The 16975-nt window shown below is 61.6% G+C and carries 15 protein-coding genes; 8 read left to right on the top strand and 7 right to left on the bottom strand.

Annotated features, from left to right (window positions below; all coding sequences use genetic code 11):
- Nucleotides 1-51 precede the first annotated feature (51 nt).
- The 3 genes from KUD11_RS11330 (at nucleotide 52) to ilvN (ending at nucleotide 3166) form a co-directional block, all read left to right on the top strand.
- A complete protein-coding gene (locus KUD11_RS11330) occupies nucleotides 52-399 on the top strand; it encodes a hypothetical protein (protein WP_146190824.1) in 348 nt (115 codons plus the stop codon).
- A 413-nt stretch (nucleotides 400-812) separates the two neighbouring features.
- A complete protein-coding gene (locus KUD11_RS11325) occupies nucleotides 813-2567 on the top strand; it encodes an acetolactate synthase 3 large subunit (RefSeq protein WP_109384608.1) in 1755 nt (584 codons plus the stop codon).
- Nucleotides 2568-2605: 38 nt separating this feature from the next.
- A complete protein-coding gene (ilvN, locus tag KUD11_RS11320) occupies nucleotides 2606-3166 on the top strand; it encodes an acetolactate synthase small subunit (RefSeq protein ID WP_109384609.1) in 561 nt (186 codons plus the stop codon).
- A 53-nt stretch (nucleotides 3167-3219) separates the two neighbouring features.
- Here ilvN and KUD11_RS11315 read toward each other — a convergent pair whose 3' ends face one another.
- The gene (locus tag KUD11_RS11315; protein ID WP_109384610.1) at nucleotides 3220-3564 is read right to left on the bottom strand and encodes a hypothetical protein; all 345 of its coding nucleotides are present in this window, start codon (nucleotides 3562-3564) and stop codon (nucleotides 3220-3222) included.
- Between the two features lie 246 nt (nucleotides 3565-3810).
- Here KUD11_RS11315 and KUD11_RS11310 point away from each other — a divergent pair, with 246 nt between their 5' ends.
- The 3 genes from KUD11_RS11310 to KUD11_RS11300 all read left to right on the top strand — a co-directional run bounded on the left by KUD11_RS11310 (nucleotide 3811) and on the right by KUD11_RS11300 (nucleotide 6144).
- Nucleotides 3811-4623 (top strand): helix-turn-helix domain-containing protein, encoded by an 813-nt coding sequence (locus KUD11_RS11310; RefSeq protein ID WP_109384611.1) that lies wholly within the window; start codon nucleotides 3811-3813, stop codon nucleotides 4621-4623.
- A 148-nt stretch (nucleotides 4624-4771) separates the two neighbouring features.
- A complete protein-coding gene (locus KUD11_RS11305) occupies nucleotides 4772-5935 on the top strand; it encodes an aromatic ring-hydroxylating oxygenase subunit alpha (protein WP_109384612.1) in 1164 nt (387 codons plus the stop codon).
- Entirely contained in the window at nucleotides 5932-6144 is a 213-nt protein-coding gene (locus KUD11_RS11300; protein WP_109384613.1) for a hypothetical protein, read from the top strand. The genes KUD11_RS11305 and KUD11_RS11300 overlap by 4 nt, the downstream gene beginning before the upstream one ends.
- A 3-nt stretch (nucleotides 6145-6147) precedes the next feature.
- On the opposite strand, the gene KUD11_RS11295 is transcribed toward KUD11_RS11300, so the two are convergent.
- The 6 genes from KUD11_RS11295 to KUD11_RS11270 all read right to left on the bottom strand — a co-directional run bounded on the left by KUD11_RS11295 (nucleotide 6148) and on the right by KUD11_RS11270 (nucleotide 14790).
- Nucleotides 6148-6933, bottom strand: a complete 786-nt coding sequence (locus tag KUD11_RS11295; RefSeq protein ID WP_109384614.1) for a DUF2189 domain-containing protein — start codon at nucleotides 6931-6933, stop codon at nucleotides 6148-6150.
- A 57-nt stretch (nucleotides 6934-6990) separates the two neighbouring features.
- A complete protein-coding gene (locus tag KUD11_RS11290; protein ID WP_109384615.1) occupies nucleotides 6991-8373 on the bottom strand; it encodes an amidase in 1383 nt (460 codons plus the stop codon).
- 98 nt (nucleotides 8374-8471) lie between these two features.
- Entirely contained in the window at nucleotides 8472-9596 is a 1125-nt protein-coding gene (gene prfB / locus KUD11_RS11285) for a peptide chain release factor 2 (RefSeq protein ID WP_109384616.1), read from the bottom strand.
- A gap of 113 nt (nucleotides 9597-9709) precedes the next feature.
- A complete protein-coding gene (locus KUD11_RS11280; RefSeq protein WP_109384617.1) occupies nucleotides 9710-12226 on the bottom strand; it encodes a penicillin-binding protein 1A in 2517 nt (838 codons plus the stop codon).
- Nucleotides 12227-12326: 100 nt separating this feature from the next.
- Entirely contained in the window at nucleotides 12327-13547 is a 1221-nt protein-coding gene (locus KUD11_RS11275; protein WP_109384618.1) for an N-acetylmuramoyl-L-alanine amidase, read from the bottom strand.
- A gap of 100 nt (nucleotides 13548-13647) precedes the next feature.
- The gene (locus KUD11_RS11270) at nucleotides 13648-14790 is read right to left on the bottom strand and encodes a pyridoxal phosphate-dependent aminotransferase (RefSeq protein ID WP_109384619.1); all 1143 of its coding nucleotides are present in this window, start codon (nucleotides 14788-14790) and stop codon (nucleotides 13648-13650) included.
- Between the two features lie 56 nt (nucleotides 14791-14846).
- On the opposite strand from KUD11_RS11270, the gene KUD11_RS11265 reads away from it, so the two are divergent.
- Both KUD11_RS11265 and KUD11_RS11260 read left to right on the top strand, forming a co-directional pair.
- Nucleotides 14847-16166 (top strand): M48 family metalloprotease, encoded by a 1320-nt coding sequence (locus tag KUD11_RS11265; RefSeq protein ID WP_109384620.1) that lies wholly within the window; start codon nucleotides 14847-14849, stop codon nucleotides 16164-16166.
- Between the two features lie 32 nt (nucleotides 16167-16198).
- Nucleotides 16199-16951, top strand: a complete 753-nt coding sequence (locus KUD11_RS11260; RefSeq protein WP_109384621.1) for a DsbA family protein — start codon at nucleotides 16199-16201, stop codon at nucleotides 16949-16951.
- The last annotated feature ends 24 nt before the right edge of the window (nucleotides 16952-16975 follow it).

Genomic DNA, 16975 nt, shown 5'->3' with positions numbered 1-16975 from the left:
CGCGGTTGGCCCGCTTGCTGCGGGCACAAGTCAGACAAAAGGACAGGATTTATGAAAAACGGTCTTATGGCGATGGCACTGACCCTGGTAGCAGCCCCCGCATGGGCGCATGACGCCGCAACTGGCGAAGAGATCATGGCCGCGATTTCGGGCAACACGGTTCAGGGCAGCATGGTCGAATCCGGTGCCTACACCGAATTCTATGACGCTGATGGTACGATCAAAGGCGCGGATTATACGGGCACTTGGTCCGTCGAGAATGATCAGATGTGCTTTGCTTACGGCGAGGCCCCAGCTTGCTGGTCTGTCCATATCGAGGGCGACATGGTGACATGGATCAATGACGGCAACGAGGACGGCACAGGCACGCTCGTTCCGGGCAATCCGAACGAATTCTGAGCCCAGCTCTCAAAACTCTCGAAAGGCCGCCCCGACCCGGGCGGCCTTTTTGCATGACGCGCCCTTTGGATGCGGTCCGGCGCTCGCAGGCCTCTATGCGCCCTCCAGGCGCGGCAATTCCACCGCAAAAGAGGCAACCCGTATGCTTTACCCACTCTTCACGCAACAAATGAAAAGAAAAGCGCTACGTTTTGTTACTTTCTCCGCAAAACTGGGTTGACGCCCCAGCACCCCCCCCATATTACTTCACACGCAGCATGAGGAGCGCCCTTTTGGCACAGCTAGTCATCATCGTAAGCACGTGGCGCATGGGCCGGTAACGGCATCCCATTGGGACCCCCATGCGCCTCCGGATTTTCGGGGGCTTTTTTTATGTCTGCACCAAGAAATGATGTGATGAACGGAGCACAGCAATGACACGTCAGATGACCGGAGCGAAAATGGTGGTTCAGGCCCTTAGGGATCAGGGCGTGGACACGGTATTCGGCTATCCCGGCGGTGCTGTGCTACCGATTTATGACGAGGTGTTTCAGCAAAACGATATCAAACATATCCTCGTGCGCCACGAACAAGGTGCGGTCCACGCGGCAGAAGGATATGCGCGCGCGTCCGGCAAGCCCGGTGTGGTCCTCGTGACCTCCGGCCCCGGTGCCACGAACGCGGTGACGGGCCTGACCGATGCTTTGATGGATTCAATCCCGATCGTGGTGCTCACCGGACAGGTACCAACATTCATGATTGGCTCGGACGCCTTTCAGGAGGCCGACACCGTTGGCATCACCCGCCCCTGCACCAAGCATAACTGGCTGGTGAAGGAGACCGAGAAGCTCTCGGGCGTGATCCATGAGGCCTTCCACGTGTCCACCACGGGCCGCCCCGGACCCGTTTTGGTGGACATCCCCAAGGACGTGCAATTCGCCTCCGGCACCTACACGCCCAAGGGCAAAGCCAAGGTCAGCCGCTATCAGCCGCAGGTCAAAGGCGACATGGAGGCGATCACCGAGCTTGTGGCCGCGATGGAAACCGCCAAACGCCCGCTCTTTTACACAGGCGGCGGCGTGATCAACTCGGGCCCCGCCGCAAGCCAGCTTCTGCGCGAACTTGTGGACGCGACAGGCATCCCAATCACCTCGACCTTGATGGGTCTCGGTGCCTATCCGGCAAGTGGCGAGCATTGGCTCGGCATGCTGGGGATGCACGGGCTTTATGAAGCGAACATGGCGATGCATGATTGCGATCTGATGATCAATATCGGCGCGCGGTTCGACGACCGCATCACGGGGCGTCTGGATGCGTTCTCGCCCGGCTCCAAAAAAGCCCATATCGACATTGACCCCTCCTCCATCAACAAGGTGATCAAGGCCGACATCCCAATCGTCGGGGATGTGGGCCATGTGCTTGAGGATATGCTGAACGTGTGGAAATCACGCGGGCGCAAAGTGAACAGCGAAGGCATCGTCAAATGGCGCGGCAAGATTGACACCTGGCGCAAGGTGGATTGCCTGAAGTTTGAGCAAAAAGGCTCGGTGATCAAGCCGCAGCACGCGCTGGCCCGGCTTGAGGCGCTGACCAAGAAATATGACCGCTATGTCTGCACCGAAGTGGGCCAGCATCAGATGTGGGCCGCGCAATATATCGGCTTTGACGGCCCGAACCGCTGGATGACCTCCGGGGGCCTCGGCACCATGGGCTACGGCTTCCCGGCCTCCATCGGGGTGCAAATGGCGCATCCCGAGGCGCTGGTGATCAACGTGGCCGGTGAGGCATCATGGCTGATGAACATGCAGGAGATGGGCACGGCGGTGCAATTCCGCCTGCCGGTCAAGCAGTTCATCCTCAACAATGAACGGCTCGGAATGGTGCGCCAGTGGCAGGAACTTTTGCACGGCGAGCGCTATTCGCACAGCTGGTCCGAGGCCCTGCCTGATTTTGTGAAGCTGGCCGAGGCGTTTGGCGCGAAGGGCATCCTTTGCTCCGACCCCGCCGATCTGGATGACGCGATCATGGAAATGGTCGAACATGACGGGCCGGTGATCTTTGATTGCCTCGTGACGCGGCATGAAAATTGCTTCCCGATGATCCCGTCGGGCAAGGCACATAACGAAATGCTTCTGGGCGAGGCCGATACCCAAGGCGTGATTGATGCCAAGGGCAGCGTGTTGGTCTAACCGTCACAGCGTCCGCCCCCAGTCAAAGGAATGATCAGATGTCAGCTCTGAAAATCAAAAAAGGCTCGAACAAGCATTCGGCCTACAACCTACGCCCCACCTTCTCGGATGTGGAAGAACAGCATACACTCGCTGTGATCGTGGATAACGAGGCCGGGGTTTTGGCGCGCGTTATCGGGCTTTTTTCCGGGCGCGGCTACAATATTGACAGCCTGACCGTGGCCGAGATCGACCATGAGGGGCACCGCTCACGGATCACCATCGTGACAACAGGCACCCCGCAGGTGATCGAGCAGATCAAGACGCAGTTGGGCCGGATCATCCCCGTGCATGAGGTTCACGACCTCACCGTTGAGGGGCACTCAGTAGAGCGGGAATTGGCCTTGATGAAGGTTGAGGGTGCGGGTGACAAGCGGGTCGAGGCCTTGCGGCTGGCGGATATTTTCCGCGCCAATGTGGTGGACAGCACGCTCGACAGCTTTGTCTTCGAGATCACCGGTACATCCGAGAAGATCGACGCGTTTGCGGATCTGATGCGCCCATTGGGTTTGATGGACATTGCAAGAACGGGCGTGGCGGCCTTGCCTCGGGGGCTCTGACCGCCTTTTGGAACGCAATTGGGGTGCTACTCCAAGGACCCCGCCCGGCCCTGTCAGGCAGCGCCAGCGCAGCGCGCCCGATCGAAACGCACGATTTCCGCATCCCAGCCTGACGACATCTCACTACGCCGCTTGCGTGGCGCAGGAACGGCGGGTGTGGTGCGGCTCAGCGCGCGCGTGATATGGAGGTGGCTTTTTTCGGAAACAAGACGCGGTGCATCAGCAAGTCGAAGCCCATCGCTCGCCGCCAGATCAAACTCAACCAGATCACCCGGCCCTATCTCTGCCACTTCGAGACCAGTGGTCTCACCGCGAAAATACGCGAGGTCACCATGGTCTTCACACCAGATCACAGCCCGGTTTTTAACTTGGTCGCTCCAAATGACTACACCGTACATGATGTCTCCCCTAATGATCTTAACAAAACGCTTGTCCTCTGATAAGAATGTCTTTTTCAGACTTTTGGGGCTATGTTTAAATCTCCGTTTCGGAGACCTCTTTGTGTCAGAGCTGGCAAAAAATGACGCTAAATAGCGTCACCTATCGTGACAACGTCACAAATCCATGCAACTATCTTCCCGACCGCTTTTTTCACAGGGACGAGATATCCTCTTGAAACACCCCTCCCCGACGCGCCTCACATCATGACGCGAAAAGGCAGCTCATATCAGGTAGACCCGGCCAGCCTGCGCGCCATTTTCGGGGATAACTTGCGCAGACTTAGTGCTGATTACCCGTCTGTGGCGGGGCTCTGCCGCGATCTCGGCATCAACCGTACGCAATTCAATCGCTACCTCACCGGCGAGAGCTTTCCGCGCCCCGACGTGTTGCACCGCATGTGCACGTTCTTTGGCGTCGATGCGCGCATCCTGTTGGAACCCGCCGAGACGCTGCGCCCCGCCGCTTTCGATCTGTTGGGCCACCCCGCCGTGAAAGGATTTTTCGGCGGCGCGCCCGTGGAGGTGCCCCCTGAGCTTTTCCCCAGCGGGTTCTACCGTTTCGTGCGGCGCAGTTTTCTCGATGACAGCCAGTTCGTCATGGGTCTGGTCTTTGTGCACCGCGAGGATGGCTACACCTTCCTGCGCGGATATGAGCCGCGCGCGGCCCTCGCCAAACAGGGGATTTCCGTGGCCGCAGCCGACCGTGAATATCGTGGGATTGTGATGCGTCAGGAAGAGGGCATCATGGTCATTGTGAGCCATCGCAACGCACTTTCGGCCTCGTTCAACTTCCTGGCGCAAGAAACCTCGTTTCAGCAAAATATCTGGGAAGGTTACGTCACCCGCACCGTGCGCGAGAAGATCAACGCGCCACGCGCCGTGCGGATGGTCTATGAGCATCTGGGCCACGACATGCCGCGCGTCCTTGCGGAGGCGCGCCTGTCGGGCCTTGTCCCGCTTGAGGCACTCGCCCCCTTCCACGCGCGACTTTTGCGACTGGATCAGCCCTTCCGCTAGCCCTCGATCCTGCCCCCGTCCCTGCCCCAACTCACGGCCCCATGTCGCGGCCCCATGTCGCGGTGAGCAAAGCCATGTCGTTTGCGGTGGGGGCAGTTTGCACAGAATCGTGCCAACCTGCCGCAGACACAAGGAAGGGAATGCCCCCATGACCCACCTCACCGACCTGAGCCGCGTCCGCCGCCCCGTCGAAAGCGCCAATGGCCTGCCCAACGCCCATTACATCGACCCCGCCGTGTTTGAAGAAGAAAGCCACGCACTCCTTTTCACCCAGTGGGCGGGCCTTGCCGTTGCCGCCGATGTGCCCGAGCCTGGCGATGCCGTGCCCATGGATTTCATGGGTCAGCCGCTTTTGCTCTTGCGTGACAAGGACGGTGCGGTGCGGGTCTTTCAGAACATCTGCCGCCACCGGGGGATGATCCTCGTGGAGGAGCCGCGCAAGATCGAAGGCGCGATCCGCTGCCCCTATCATTCATGGTGCTATTCCACGAAGGGCGATCTGGTCTCAACCCCGCATGTGGGTGGCCCCGGTCAGAACACGCATGCCTCGATCAAACGCAATGAGCTTGGCCTCAATGAGGTCCGCTCCCATATCTGGCGCGATATCGTGTGGATCAACCTCTCGGGCGCGGCACCCGCGTTTGAGGTCGCGATGGCCGATATCATCGCCCGCTGGGCAGAGTTCGATCTGCCGCTTCATCATGGCGGTCCCAGCAGCCGGTTTCAGCTTGAAGTCGCCTGCAACTGGAAGCTCGCGGTCGAGAACTATTGCGAGAGCTATCACCTGCCTTGGGTGCATCCCGGCCTCAACAGCTATTCGCGGCTGGAGGATCATTACCATATCGAAGCGCCCGAGGAATATTCCGGCCAAGGCACGCTCGTATACCGCCAGCTCAGTGATGAGGATGGCAACAAATTTCCCGACTTTGAAGGGGTTGGTGCAAAATGGAACGAGCAGGCGGAGTATGTCGCCGTCTATCCCAACGTCCTTCTCGGCGTGCACCGCGATCATGCCTTCGCCATCATCCTTGAGCCCAAAGGGCCGGGCCACACGGTTGAGCACGTCCACCTCTATTACGCAGAGGACGGCACGCCCGAAGGTCTGCGCGCGCGCAACGCGCAACTTTGGAAAACCGTGTTCGAGGAGGATATCTTCGTCGTCGAAGGTATGCAGAAAGGCCGCCGCGTGGCCGGGTTCGACGGCGGGCGTTTCTCCCCCGTGATGGACAGCCCAACACATTGCTTTCACGCATGGGTCGCGGGCAAGGTGCTCGGCCACCGCGCGGCAGACAGCGCTCAAGCGGCGGAATGAACGCGCTCGATGCGGATATGCTGGCCGCGCACGCCGCGTATGACAGGCCTGCGCTGATCCGCCTCTACACACAGGCCGCAGATGAGGCAAACTCGCTCGATGCGGCGTGTTTTTTCCTGACCCATGCGTTTGTCTTCGCGCTGGAGGCAGGTACGGCTGAGGCGGCAGCGCTGCATGCGCGGCTCAAACTGCACGGGCGCGAGGAATAAAGCTCAGGCCTCTCCCGCCTCCACGACCTGCCAATAAAGATGCCATGTCGCGTGCCCCAAGAGCGGCAGCACGATGAAAAGCCCGAAAAACCCCGGGATCATCGCAAGAAACGTCACCAGTGCCACAAAGATCGCCCAAACCAGCATTGGGCCGGGATTGGCTGCGACATGGCCAAAGCTGGTGATCATCGCGGTTACGAAATCAATCTCGCGGTCCAAAAGGAGTGGTAGAGAAAACACCGTGATCATGTAAAGGAGCATCGCAAAGAGCCCCCCCACCACCGTGCCCACCGCCAGCATCGAGATACCGTTCACCGTGGTGTAGACCTCAAAGGACGTGGAGACATTGGTCATCGCCGCATGCCCCATGAAGAGCGCAAAGATCATGTGCGCGAGGAAGAACCAGAAGAGAAACACCATCACGATGATCACGCAGATCGACGGCAATTGGCGCGTGCTTTGGTGCAGGATCACGCCAAAGATACCCCGCGCCTCCAGCGCCCGCCCCTGTTGCAACCGGCGCGACACCTCGTAGAGGCCAACGGCGGCGAATGGTCCAAAAAGCGGAAAGCCCACGGCGGCAAAGACCAGCCAATAGGTCTTGCCCGTGGCGATCGTCACCCATGTCATGAGCCAGCCAAGCGCCACATAGACCCCCGCAAAGGCCAACGCATAAAGCGGTGCCGCGCGCATATCGCGCCAGCCTCGGCTGAGGGCCACACCCAGCATCGGCATCCGGACAGGCCCCATGGGCGGCACGCCCAGCTCTGGTGTCTCAGTCAATGACATGTCTGCCCCTCCCCTGTTTCAGAGCACTCTAGCGCGCCCTGCGCCGCGCTCAAAGGCTCAAAGCACAGGCGGGCGTATCTGAGGCCACGGCGTGGCCGCGTGATGCCGTGCGGCAAGCTCCAGAAGCATCCTGTCCGAACCGGGCCGCCCAATCAGCTGCACTCCCATCGGCAGGCCCTCCGCCCCAAATCCCGCAGGCACACAAACCGCCGGAAGCCCGATCAAACTGGCCGGGATCACCACCTCCATCCAGCGGTGATAGGTGTCCATCCGGCGCGCGCCAATCGCGCGCGGCCACGTCTCGTGCTTGTCAAAGGGCCAGACCTGTGCCGCGGGCAAAGCAAGCACATCGAACCGTTCAAAAAGCTGCATAGCGGTGGCGCGCCACGCACTGCGCTGAACGCTAGCCGCATGGATATCAGCTCCGGTAAAGCCCAGTCCTCGCTCCGCCTCCCACACCGCCTCGGGCTTGAGCTGCGCGCGCCGCGCGTCCCCCATGATCTCGGCAAGCCCCATGCCAATCGCCCAACTGCGCAGCACGCACCAGCTCTCCCAAAGCACACCTGCCTCCATCGGGGGGCCAAGCGCCTCCACCGCCCCGAGTGGCGCGAGAGCAGCCTCGCAAAGCTCCAATATCCCCGGCGCCATTGCATAGGCCCCGCCCCAATCGCCAAGCCAGCCAATACGCGGCACCGCAGGACAGGTCGCGACCTCAAGCGCCCGCCCAAACGGCTGCACCGCCACCGGCCCCGCCATCACATCAAGCAACAGCGCCATATCCTCAGGTGAGCGCGCCATCGGCCCATTGGTCGACAGATGATGCAGATACACCTCATCGCTTGGCCCAGCGGGCACCACCCCCCATGTGGGCCGCATCCCATAGACATTGCACCATGCTGCCGGATTGCGCAGGCTGCCCATCATGTCCGACCCATCCGCGATCTGCACCATCCCAAGTGCCAGCGCCGCCGCCGCCCCACCCGACGAGCCGCCCGCACTGCGCGCAAGGTCGTAGGGGTTGCCCGTCGCACCAAAAACCGGATTATAAGTCTGCGAGCCAATGCCAAATTCCGGCACATTGCTCTTGCCGATCACGATCGCGCCCGCCGCGCGCAACCGCGCCACATGCGCATCATCGCGCGCCGCCACCTGCCCCGCAAAAATCGGCGACCCTTGTGACGTCGCAAACCCCGCCGCATTGGCCAGGTCCTTGATCGCCACCGGCACACCGTGAAGCGGCCCAAGCGCACCGCCCGCATCCACTGCCCGCGCGGCGGCCATCAAATCCGCCTCAGGCGCCAGAGTGACCAATGCATTGACCGCCCCGTTCACCTCCGCCACCCGCGCCAGCGTCGCCGCCATCACATCCACGGCCCGCACCTGCCCTGATGCCATCGCCCGCGCCTGGGCTCCGGCCACCATCGTCAAAAGATCGTCCATTCCAAAGCCCCCCAAACCAAGGAGCCGCCGCACTCAGCCCCCCAGGCTTCTTCTTAGCAAAAATACTCAAACCCTAGGCCTGCGGAAGGCCAAACCGCTCAGTCGCCCTGCGCCTCGGCCCGGCTCTTCCCGCTCACATCCTGTGCCAAGGTCGCGGCCATGAACGCATCGAGATCGCCGTCGAGAACGCCTTTGGTGTCTGATGTCTCCACCTGTGTCCGCAGGTCCTTGACCATCTGGTAGGGCTGCAAAACATAAGACCGGATCTGGTTGCCCCAGCCTGCGTCGCCCTTGTTTTCATGCGCCTCGTTGATGGCTACGTTGCGACGGTCCAGCTCCATCTGGTAGAGCCGCGATTTCAAAGCCTTCATGGCGATATCGCGGTTCTGGTGCTGGGATTTCTCGGAGCTGGTCACGACAATCCCAGTGGGATGGTGGGTGATGCGCACGGCAGAATCTGTCGTGTTGACGTGCTGCCCGCCCGCGCCCGAACTCCGGTAAGTGTCGATGCGGATATCGGACGGGTTCACCTCGATATCAATGTCGTCATCGACCACCGGATACACCCAGACCGAGCTGAAAGACGTGTGCCGCTTGGCCGCCGAATCGTAGGGCGATATCCGCACCAGACGGTGCACCCCGCTCTCGGATTTTAGCCAGCCATAGGCGTTATGCCCACTGATCTTGTAGGCGGCTGACTTTATACCCGCCTCATCGCCCGCACTTTCCGATTGCAGCTCCACAGTATAGCCACGCTTTTCAGCCCAGCGGACATACATCCGCGCCAGCATACTGGCCCAATCACAGCTTTCGGTGCCGCCCGCGCCTGCATTGATCTCCAAAAACGTGTCATTGGCATCCGCCTCTCCGTTCAAGAGCGCCTCAAGTTCCTTGGCTGCCGCACGGGCCTGCAAGGCACGCATCGCGGCCTCGGCCTCGGCCACCACGTCGGCATCGCCCTCCAAGTCGCCCATCTCGATCAGCTCTTGATTGTCCGACAGCTCCTGCGCAATGCCGTCATGGGTGGCCAGCGCATCGACCAGCGATTGGCGGTCCCGCATCAGCTTTTGCGCCTTGGCCGGATCGTCCCAAAGCGTGGGGTCCTCGACTCGCGCGTTGAACTCCTCCAGACGGTGCTGGACACTTTCCCAGTCCATACGCTGGCGCAAAAGCTCCAGCGAGGTTTCGATCTCGGCAACGAGGGTCTGAATTTCAGCGCGCATGGGGCGAAGTGTCCTTATGGGTCAGGGCGCACAAATAGCCCAGCCAACCGCCCACCTCAAGCGATAGCGCGCATATGAGAGATGTGTCCTAAACCGGTCGAGGGTCGCGTGGATCAGTAAAGCCCGCCCGAGCTGATTGAGCCAAATGTGGCCTTCTCGCCCACCGTGGCCGTCTCGCCGGTCGACGTGACAACCTCGCGCACTTCCTCAGTCTCGCCCGATTGGAACAGCTCCAGATCATTGCCCATCGCAAACCCACCATCAAAGGCCATGCCAAAGATAAGATCCTGACCCTCGCGGAAATACTCCGCCACCACATTCGCACCAGTGGCGTCTTCCGACAGGCGCGCCCCTGTGAAGCGGTCGATATTGATGAACGTGCCACCGGGTGGGACATCGAATTCACCGCCACCATATTTCGCGGTCGCCTCGCGCATGAACTCGGTAAAGACCGGGCCACACATGCCACCGCCATAGGCACCCCTGCCCATGGGGCGCGGCTGGTCATAGCCAATATAGCAACCCGCGACGATATTGGACGTAAAGCCCACGAACCACACGTCACGCGCCTCGTTGGTGGTGCCGGTCTTGCCCGCCACAGGCACGCTCAGGTTGACATGGCCGCGCGCTGTGCCGCGCTCGACCACACCGCGCATCATCGACGTCAGCTGGTATGCCGTGATCGCGTCCATCACACGCTCGCGGTCCGAGACAATCCGTGGGCTGCGGTTGGGCGCTATGCCCGGATCGTCACAATCGGTGCAGCGGCGCGTGTCATGGCGGTAGACCGTGCGACCATAACGGTCCTGCACCCGGTCCACGAGGGTAGGCTCCACCCGCTCACCGCCATTGGCGAACATCGCATAGGCCGCGACCATTTGGTAAAGCGTGGTCTCCTCAGAGCCCAGTGAATTGGCCAAAAACGCGCCCATCCGGTCATAAACACCGAACCGCTCGGCATATGACGCCACCGTGTCCATGCCCACCTCTTGGGCCAGACGAATGGTCATCAGGTTCCGCGACTGCTCAATCCCGGTGCGCAGCGGCGTCGGGCCGTAGAACCGGTTGGACGAGTTGCGCGGCCGCCAAAGACCCTGTGGCGTGTCGATCTCGATGGGCGCGTCCACCACGATGGTGGCCGGGCTATACCCGCTGTCGAGGGCGGCGGCATAAACGAACGGTTTGAAGCTGGAGCCGGGCTGCCGTTTGGCCTGTGTCGCGCGGTTGAAGACCGAATTTTGATAGGAAAACCCGCCCTGCATCGCGATCACACGGCCTGTATTCACGTCCATCGCCATGAAGCCGCCTTGCACTTCGGGCACTTGGCGCAGGGTCCAGCGGATGAACGCCCCGTCATCGACCATGCGCCGCACATGCACGACCTCGCCACGCTCGAACGTGTTTTGAAAGTTGCCAGGCAACCAGCCGATATCACCGCGTGGCACGACATGCGGCTCAGCCTCGGTTTCCACAACACCCTCGATCCCGATCCGCATGTCCTGATCGCCGGTCTCCAGCACCACCGCCGGGTACCACTGGCTCTCCAGCGTCACATCACGCGCAACCCGCGTCGCGGCCAGCGCCTCACGCCATGCGGCTTCGCTCTCAAGCGCTTCGGGCGGAAGGGTCACGCCAGTACCGCGCCACCGGCCAAGACCGCGGTCATATTGCTCCAGCTTGCGTTGCAGCGCATGGGCCGCATGGACCTGCATTTCGGGGTCCAGCGTGGCCCGCACGCTCAGCCCGCCGGTGAAAAACTCACCCTCGCCAACTTCACGGCTCAACTCGCGGCGAATCTCATCGGTGAAATAATCGCGCGGCGGCAAGGCGGCAGAGAAAGGCTCAAAATCCTCATTCTGGACCGAGCGCAGCGGGGCCGCCTTTTCACTCTCGTAGACCTCTTGGGTCAAAAAGCCATTTTCCTTCATCTCGCGCAGCACAAAATCACGCCGCGCTTGCAGGCGGTCTTTTTGGCGCACGGGATGATAATCCGACGGGGCCTTGGGCATGGAGGCGAGAAACGCCGCCTCATGCGGGGCAAGCTCGGCCAGTGATTTGTTGAAATACGTCTGAGACGCGGCGGCCACGCCGTAAGAATTCTGGCCCAGGAAAATCTCGTTGAGGTAAAGCTCAAGGATACGTTCTTTATCCAAAGTTTCCTCGATCCGCGTGGCGAGGATGATCTCCTTGATCTTCCGCTCAGCCCGGCGGGAGCCATCAAGAAGGAAGTTCTTCATCACCTGCTGCGTGATGGTGGAGGCCCCGCGCACGTCCTGCCCGCGCGAGCGCACGGCATCAACCGCCGCCGCCGCGATGCTGCGCGCATCATAGCCGCCGTGGCTGTAGAAGTTTTTGTCTTCGGCGGAAATGAAGGCCTGCTTCACAAGGTCAGGGATTTCCTCGGCAGGGGTGAAAAGCCTGCGCTCGCGCGAAAACTCATCAATGATGCGCCCCTCGCCCGAGAAGATGCGGCTGATCGTGGGGGGTTGATAATTGGCAAGGCTCTCGTGGCTGGGAAGGTCCTTGCCATAGATATAGAACACCGCACCGATGGTTAGCGCGACCATCATCAGCCCAAGCGTGATGAGACTGAAAATAGAGCCGAAAAAGGTCAAGATAGATCTGAGCACGCTAACCCCCGCTGCTCTCGTGTCATTGACCGTATAAGCACGCAAGCGCCCGACGTCAAAAGCCTATGGCCGCGCGGGGCCGCTTCTCGCTCATGCGCGCTCATTGCCGCACGAGGCTTGCACCCGCTGCATCGGCCAGACGCCACGCCTTGAGGCCGTCGGTGATCGCTATGGCCATGTCGAGCCGCCATTCAGGATCAATCATGTTGCCCAGATCACGCCCACTGGACAAAAACCCAAGCTCCAGAAGGATCGACGGGATATCGGGCGACTTCAGCACCGAGAAAGATGCGCTGCGCTGCGGGCGATTGTTGAGCGGCAGGCCGCTCTCGCGAATGCCGAGGATAAGCGCGCGGGCCAGAAGATCGGCGCGCGGCTGCGTCTCCATCCGCGCCAGATCCATGAGGATATCCGCCACCACATCATCTGAGCCGCTTAGATCCGCCCCGGCCAGAAGGTCCGCCCGCTCGTGCCGTTCGGCAAGGGCTGCGGAGGCCTCGTCAGACGCATCTTCGGACAAGGTATAGACGGTCGCTCCCCGTGCATTCCCCTCGCCCAGAGAATCGGCATGCAGCGACAAGAACACATCCGCGCCTGCGCGATGCGCAATTTGCACACGCCGCTCCAACGACACAAAACTATCGTCGTCGCGGGTCAACACGACCTCAAACGCCCCGGTGCGGAGCAGCATTTCCTTAAGCTGCCGCGCGAAGCTGAGCATGAGGTCCTTCTCAAGGATTTCCTCAGTCTCCGCGCCGGGATCAATGCCGCCATGGCCGGGATCAAGCACGATCACTATAGGCGCATCGGGATCGCGCGGGATGCGCTTCTCAGGCTCGGGCGCGTCCCATCCGGGCGTGTTGGGCAGGCCCGAGCGCGCGGCAAAATCCTCGGGCGCCGTCTCTTCAAGGCGCAGGATCAGGCGCGCGGTGCCAGTGAACTCGTCAATGCGCAGGTCGGCCTCCGCAAGCGCCAGAGGGGCCGCCAGATCAACCACCATGCGCGACCAACCCGGGCGAAATCCGCCCACGCGCACATCGGCCACACGCCCCGTCTGGCTGAGGCCGCGGGCATGCACACCGCCCCAATCCACCTCACGAAAATCCAGCACCAGCCGCGCAGGCTCTGCGAGGGTGAAGGCGCGATACGGCACCCCTTGGCTCAGCGCGAGGGTAATCTCAACGCCTGCGCGCGTCTCAATCATGCTGCTGCCCTCGGCATCCAGACGGGCCAGCGCGCCAAACCCTTGGGGTTGCGTTTGCGCCTGCGCCGCACCGCTCAGAAGAAGGGCGGCCAAAAGGACATGAAGAAAGCGGATCATACTGCTCAACCCAAAAACTGCGCCGGTTTATCCGGCTTCTGCGCGCAGCATAGCAAACCAGCGCGGCCATGTCCCGCCCCTTTGGACCGCGCACCGGACCCTATCGCGCGGCCATAAACGCCGTCAGCCGCGCGAGACCTTCCTCGATATCCGCCGTGCTGCGGGCATAGGAAAACCGCAAGGTTCCTGCCCCGCGCACAGGATCAAAATCCAGACCCGGCGTGACGGCCACACCTGCCTTGTCCAGTATTTCGGCGGCAAAGGCGCGGCTGTCATTCGTTAAATCGCTCACATCCGCATAAACGTAAAACGCCCCATCGGGCGGCGCGATCTTGGTGAACCCGGCGCGTGGCAATCCCTCCAGCATCAGCAAACGGTTGGCCCGGTAGACCTCCATATTCGCCTCAAGTTCCTCGGTGCAATCCATAGCAGCCAAGGCCGCAATCTGACTTGCATGGGGCGGGCAGATGAAAAGGTTCTGCGCCAGCCGCTCGATCACGCGCACATGGCTCTCCGGCACCACCATCCAGCCCGCGCGCCATCCGGTCATCGAGAAATACTTCGAGAACGAGTTGATCACATAGCATTCGTCGCTGATCTCCAGCGCGGAGACGGCCTTCGCTTCATACTCAATCCCGTGATAAATCTCGTCCGAGATAAACCCGGCATCCTGCCCCGCCGCCGCGTCCATCAAAGCGCCAAGCGCGCCCCGATCCAGCATCGTGCCCGACGGATTCGCAGGGCTCGCCACCATCAGCCCGTCTAGATTGAGCCCCTCCAGATCCTCCGGCACAGGCTGAAGGCGGTTTTCCGCCCGCGTCTGAATATCCACCGGGGTCAGGTCCAGCGCACTAAGGATCTGGCGGTAGCTGGGATAACCCGGCGCGCCGATGCCCACCCGCGCGCCCGTATCAAAGAGCGATGTGAACGCGAGTATGAACGCGCCTGATGAGCCCGGCGTCACGATCACGCGGCTTGGCGCGAGGTCGATATCATACCACTGGCCATAAAGCTCTGCGATGCGCGCGCGCAATTGCGGCAGACCAAGGGCGACCGTATAGCCCATCGCGTCTTCGTCCATGGCCGTGGCCAATGCGGCGCGCGCGCCCTCGGGTGCGGGCGTGCCGGGCTGGCCCACCTCCATGTGAATGATATGGCGCCCCGCGGCCTCTGCCGCGCGCGCCGCCTCCATCACATCCATCACGATGAAGGGAGCGACCTCAGATCGCCTTGAGTTCCGCATGGCTTTCTCCCACAGTATTCAAACGTGCTTTTCATCTTGAAACGGAGCCGCCGTCAATGCAGCTGCTGCGCCTCTTTGCCGCCTGTATCATCCTGTCGTTCACGCTGGCGCATCCGGCCCGCGCGGTCACGCTTTTGCGTGATCCCGATATCGAATACGCGCTGAAACAGCTGGCGAGCCCTGTTTTGCAGGCGGCGGGCCTGAGTGCCAGCCGGATGAATATCCTTGTGATTGATGATCGTAGCCTCAACGCCTTCGTGATTGATCAAGACAGTATTTTCATCCATTCCGGCCTGCTCCTCAAAATGACCTCGCCGCAAATGCTTCAGGCCGTTCTGGCCCATGAGGCGGCGCATATCGCCAATGGCCACCTCGTGCGCCGCCCGATCAATTTCCGCAACGCGCGCACGGCGGCGAGCCTCGGGCTTGCCCTTGCCGCCATCGCGGGTGCCGCCACCGGCAACGCGCAGGCCGCAGCTGGTATCGCCGCCGGCAGCCAAGGCACCGCACAACGGCTCTTCTTTGCGCATAATCGCAGCGAGGAAAGCAGCGCCGACAATGCCGCGATCAGCTACATGGTGCGCGCAGGGATTGACCCGCACGGGGCCGTCGAGGTGATGGATCTCTTTCGCGGCCAAGAGGCGCTGTCCGCCGCGCGCCGCGATCCTTACGCCAGCACGCACCCCTTGTCTGCCGACCGTATCCGCGTGTTGCAGCGGCTGGCCGAGCCCTACAAGGGCCGCTTCACCCCCTCCAACACCGATCTGTACTGGTTTGCGCGCGCGAAGGGCAAACTCTCGGCGTTTCAGCGCAACCCGAAATGGACCCTCACCCGCGCGGGCGAGAGCGGCTTTGCCGATGTGCGCGCCATGCGTGAGGCAATCGCCTATCACCGCCAATCCGACCTGCGCAAATCGCTGGCTGCCATGGACCGCGCCTTGGCGGCACGGCCCAACGATCCGTTCTACCACGAGTTGCGCGGCCAGATTCTGATGGAGAGCCGCCAATTCGCTCCTGCCACAGCCGCCTATGCGCGCGCCGTGAACGCCGCTCCGCGCAACGCCCTGATCCTTGGCTCCTATGGGCGCGCGCTACTGACCCAAGGAGACACAGCGAAAGCTCTGGATGTTTTGGAGCGCGCCCGGTCTCGCGATGGCCGCGATATGCGCGTGATGCGCGATCTGGCCGCCGCACATGCTAAGTCCGGCAATGCGGGTCTCGCATCGGTTGTGACCGCCGAACGCTATGCCCTGATCGGTAGGCTTGATGATGCGGTGATCCATGCCAACCGCGCCTCGGGGCTTTTGCCACGCGGCTCGGGCGGTTGGCAGCGTGCGCAGGATGTGCTTCAAGCCGCGAAAGTCGCGCAGAGATAATTCAGAGATAATCCAACGGAGATGCCCCCTAAATGACCCTGAAACGCACCCTTCCAGCAGCCCTCGCCGCCTGTCTCGCCGTCAGCCCGGTTGCGGCCCTCGACCTTGCGGATATGAGCGAAGCCGAGCGTGCAGCGTTTGGCGACGCCGTGCGCAGCTACCTTCTGGAAAACCCCGCCGTGGTCTTTGAAGCGGTCGATGTGTTCAACGCCCAGCAAGAAGAGCTGCAATCAGCCAATGATGGCGACCTGATCGCGGCCAATGCCGAGGCGATTTTCAACGATGGCGTCTCATGGGCGGGTGGCAACCCGGATGGCGATGTGACGATCGTGGAATTCCTCGATTATGCCTGTGGATTTTGCAAAAAGGCACACCCGGAAGTGGCCGAACTTGTTGAGGGCGATGGCAATATCCGACTGGTGTTCAAGGAATTGCCGGTTCTGGGAGAGCCTTCTGTCCTTGCCGCGCGCTTTGCCATCTCGACTTTGCAGGTCGCGGGCGAAGACGCCTATAAGGCGGTGCATGATGCGATGATGACATTTGGGGGCCGTCTGAATGAGGCGGCGTTTACCCGTATCGCCGAGGCGCTTGAGCTGGACCCCGCGCCGATCCTCGCAGGCATGGACGCGCCCAAAGTGGACGCAGTGCTTGTGGCCAACTCGGAACTGGCCGCAACCTTGGGTCTTCGCGGCACGCCGGGTTTCGTCATGCAGGACCGGATGGTGCGTGGCTATGTCCCTCTTGAGGGGATGCTGGAAATCGTGGCGGACATCCGCGAGAACTGAGCCAAAGCGCAAGGCGCAGGCGGC

The sequence above is a fragment of the Roseovarius carneus genome (assembly GCF_020141465.1).
Taxonomy (GTDB): Bacteria; Pseudomonadota; Alphaproteobacteria; order Rhodobacterales; family Rhodobacteraceae; genus Roseovarius; species Roseovarius carneus.
The sequence above is the reverse complement of the archived record's forward strand: the minus strand, read 5'-3'. Positions and strand labels throughout refer to the sequence as shown.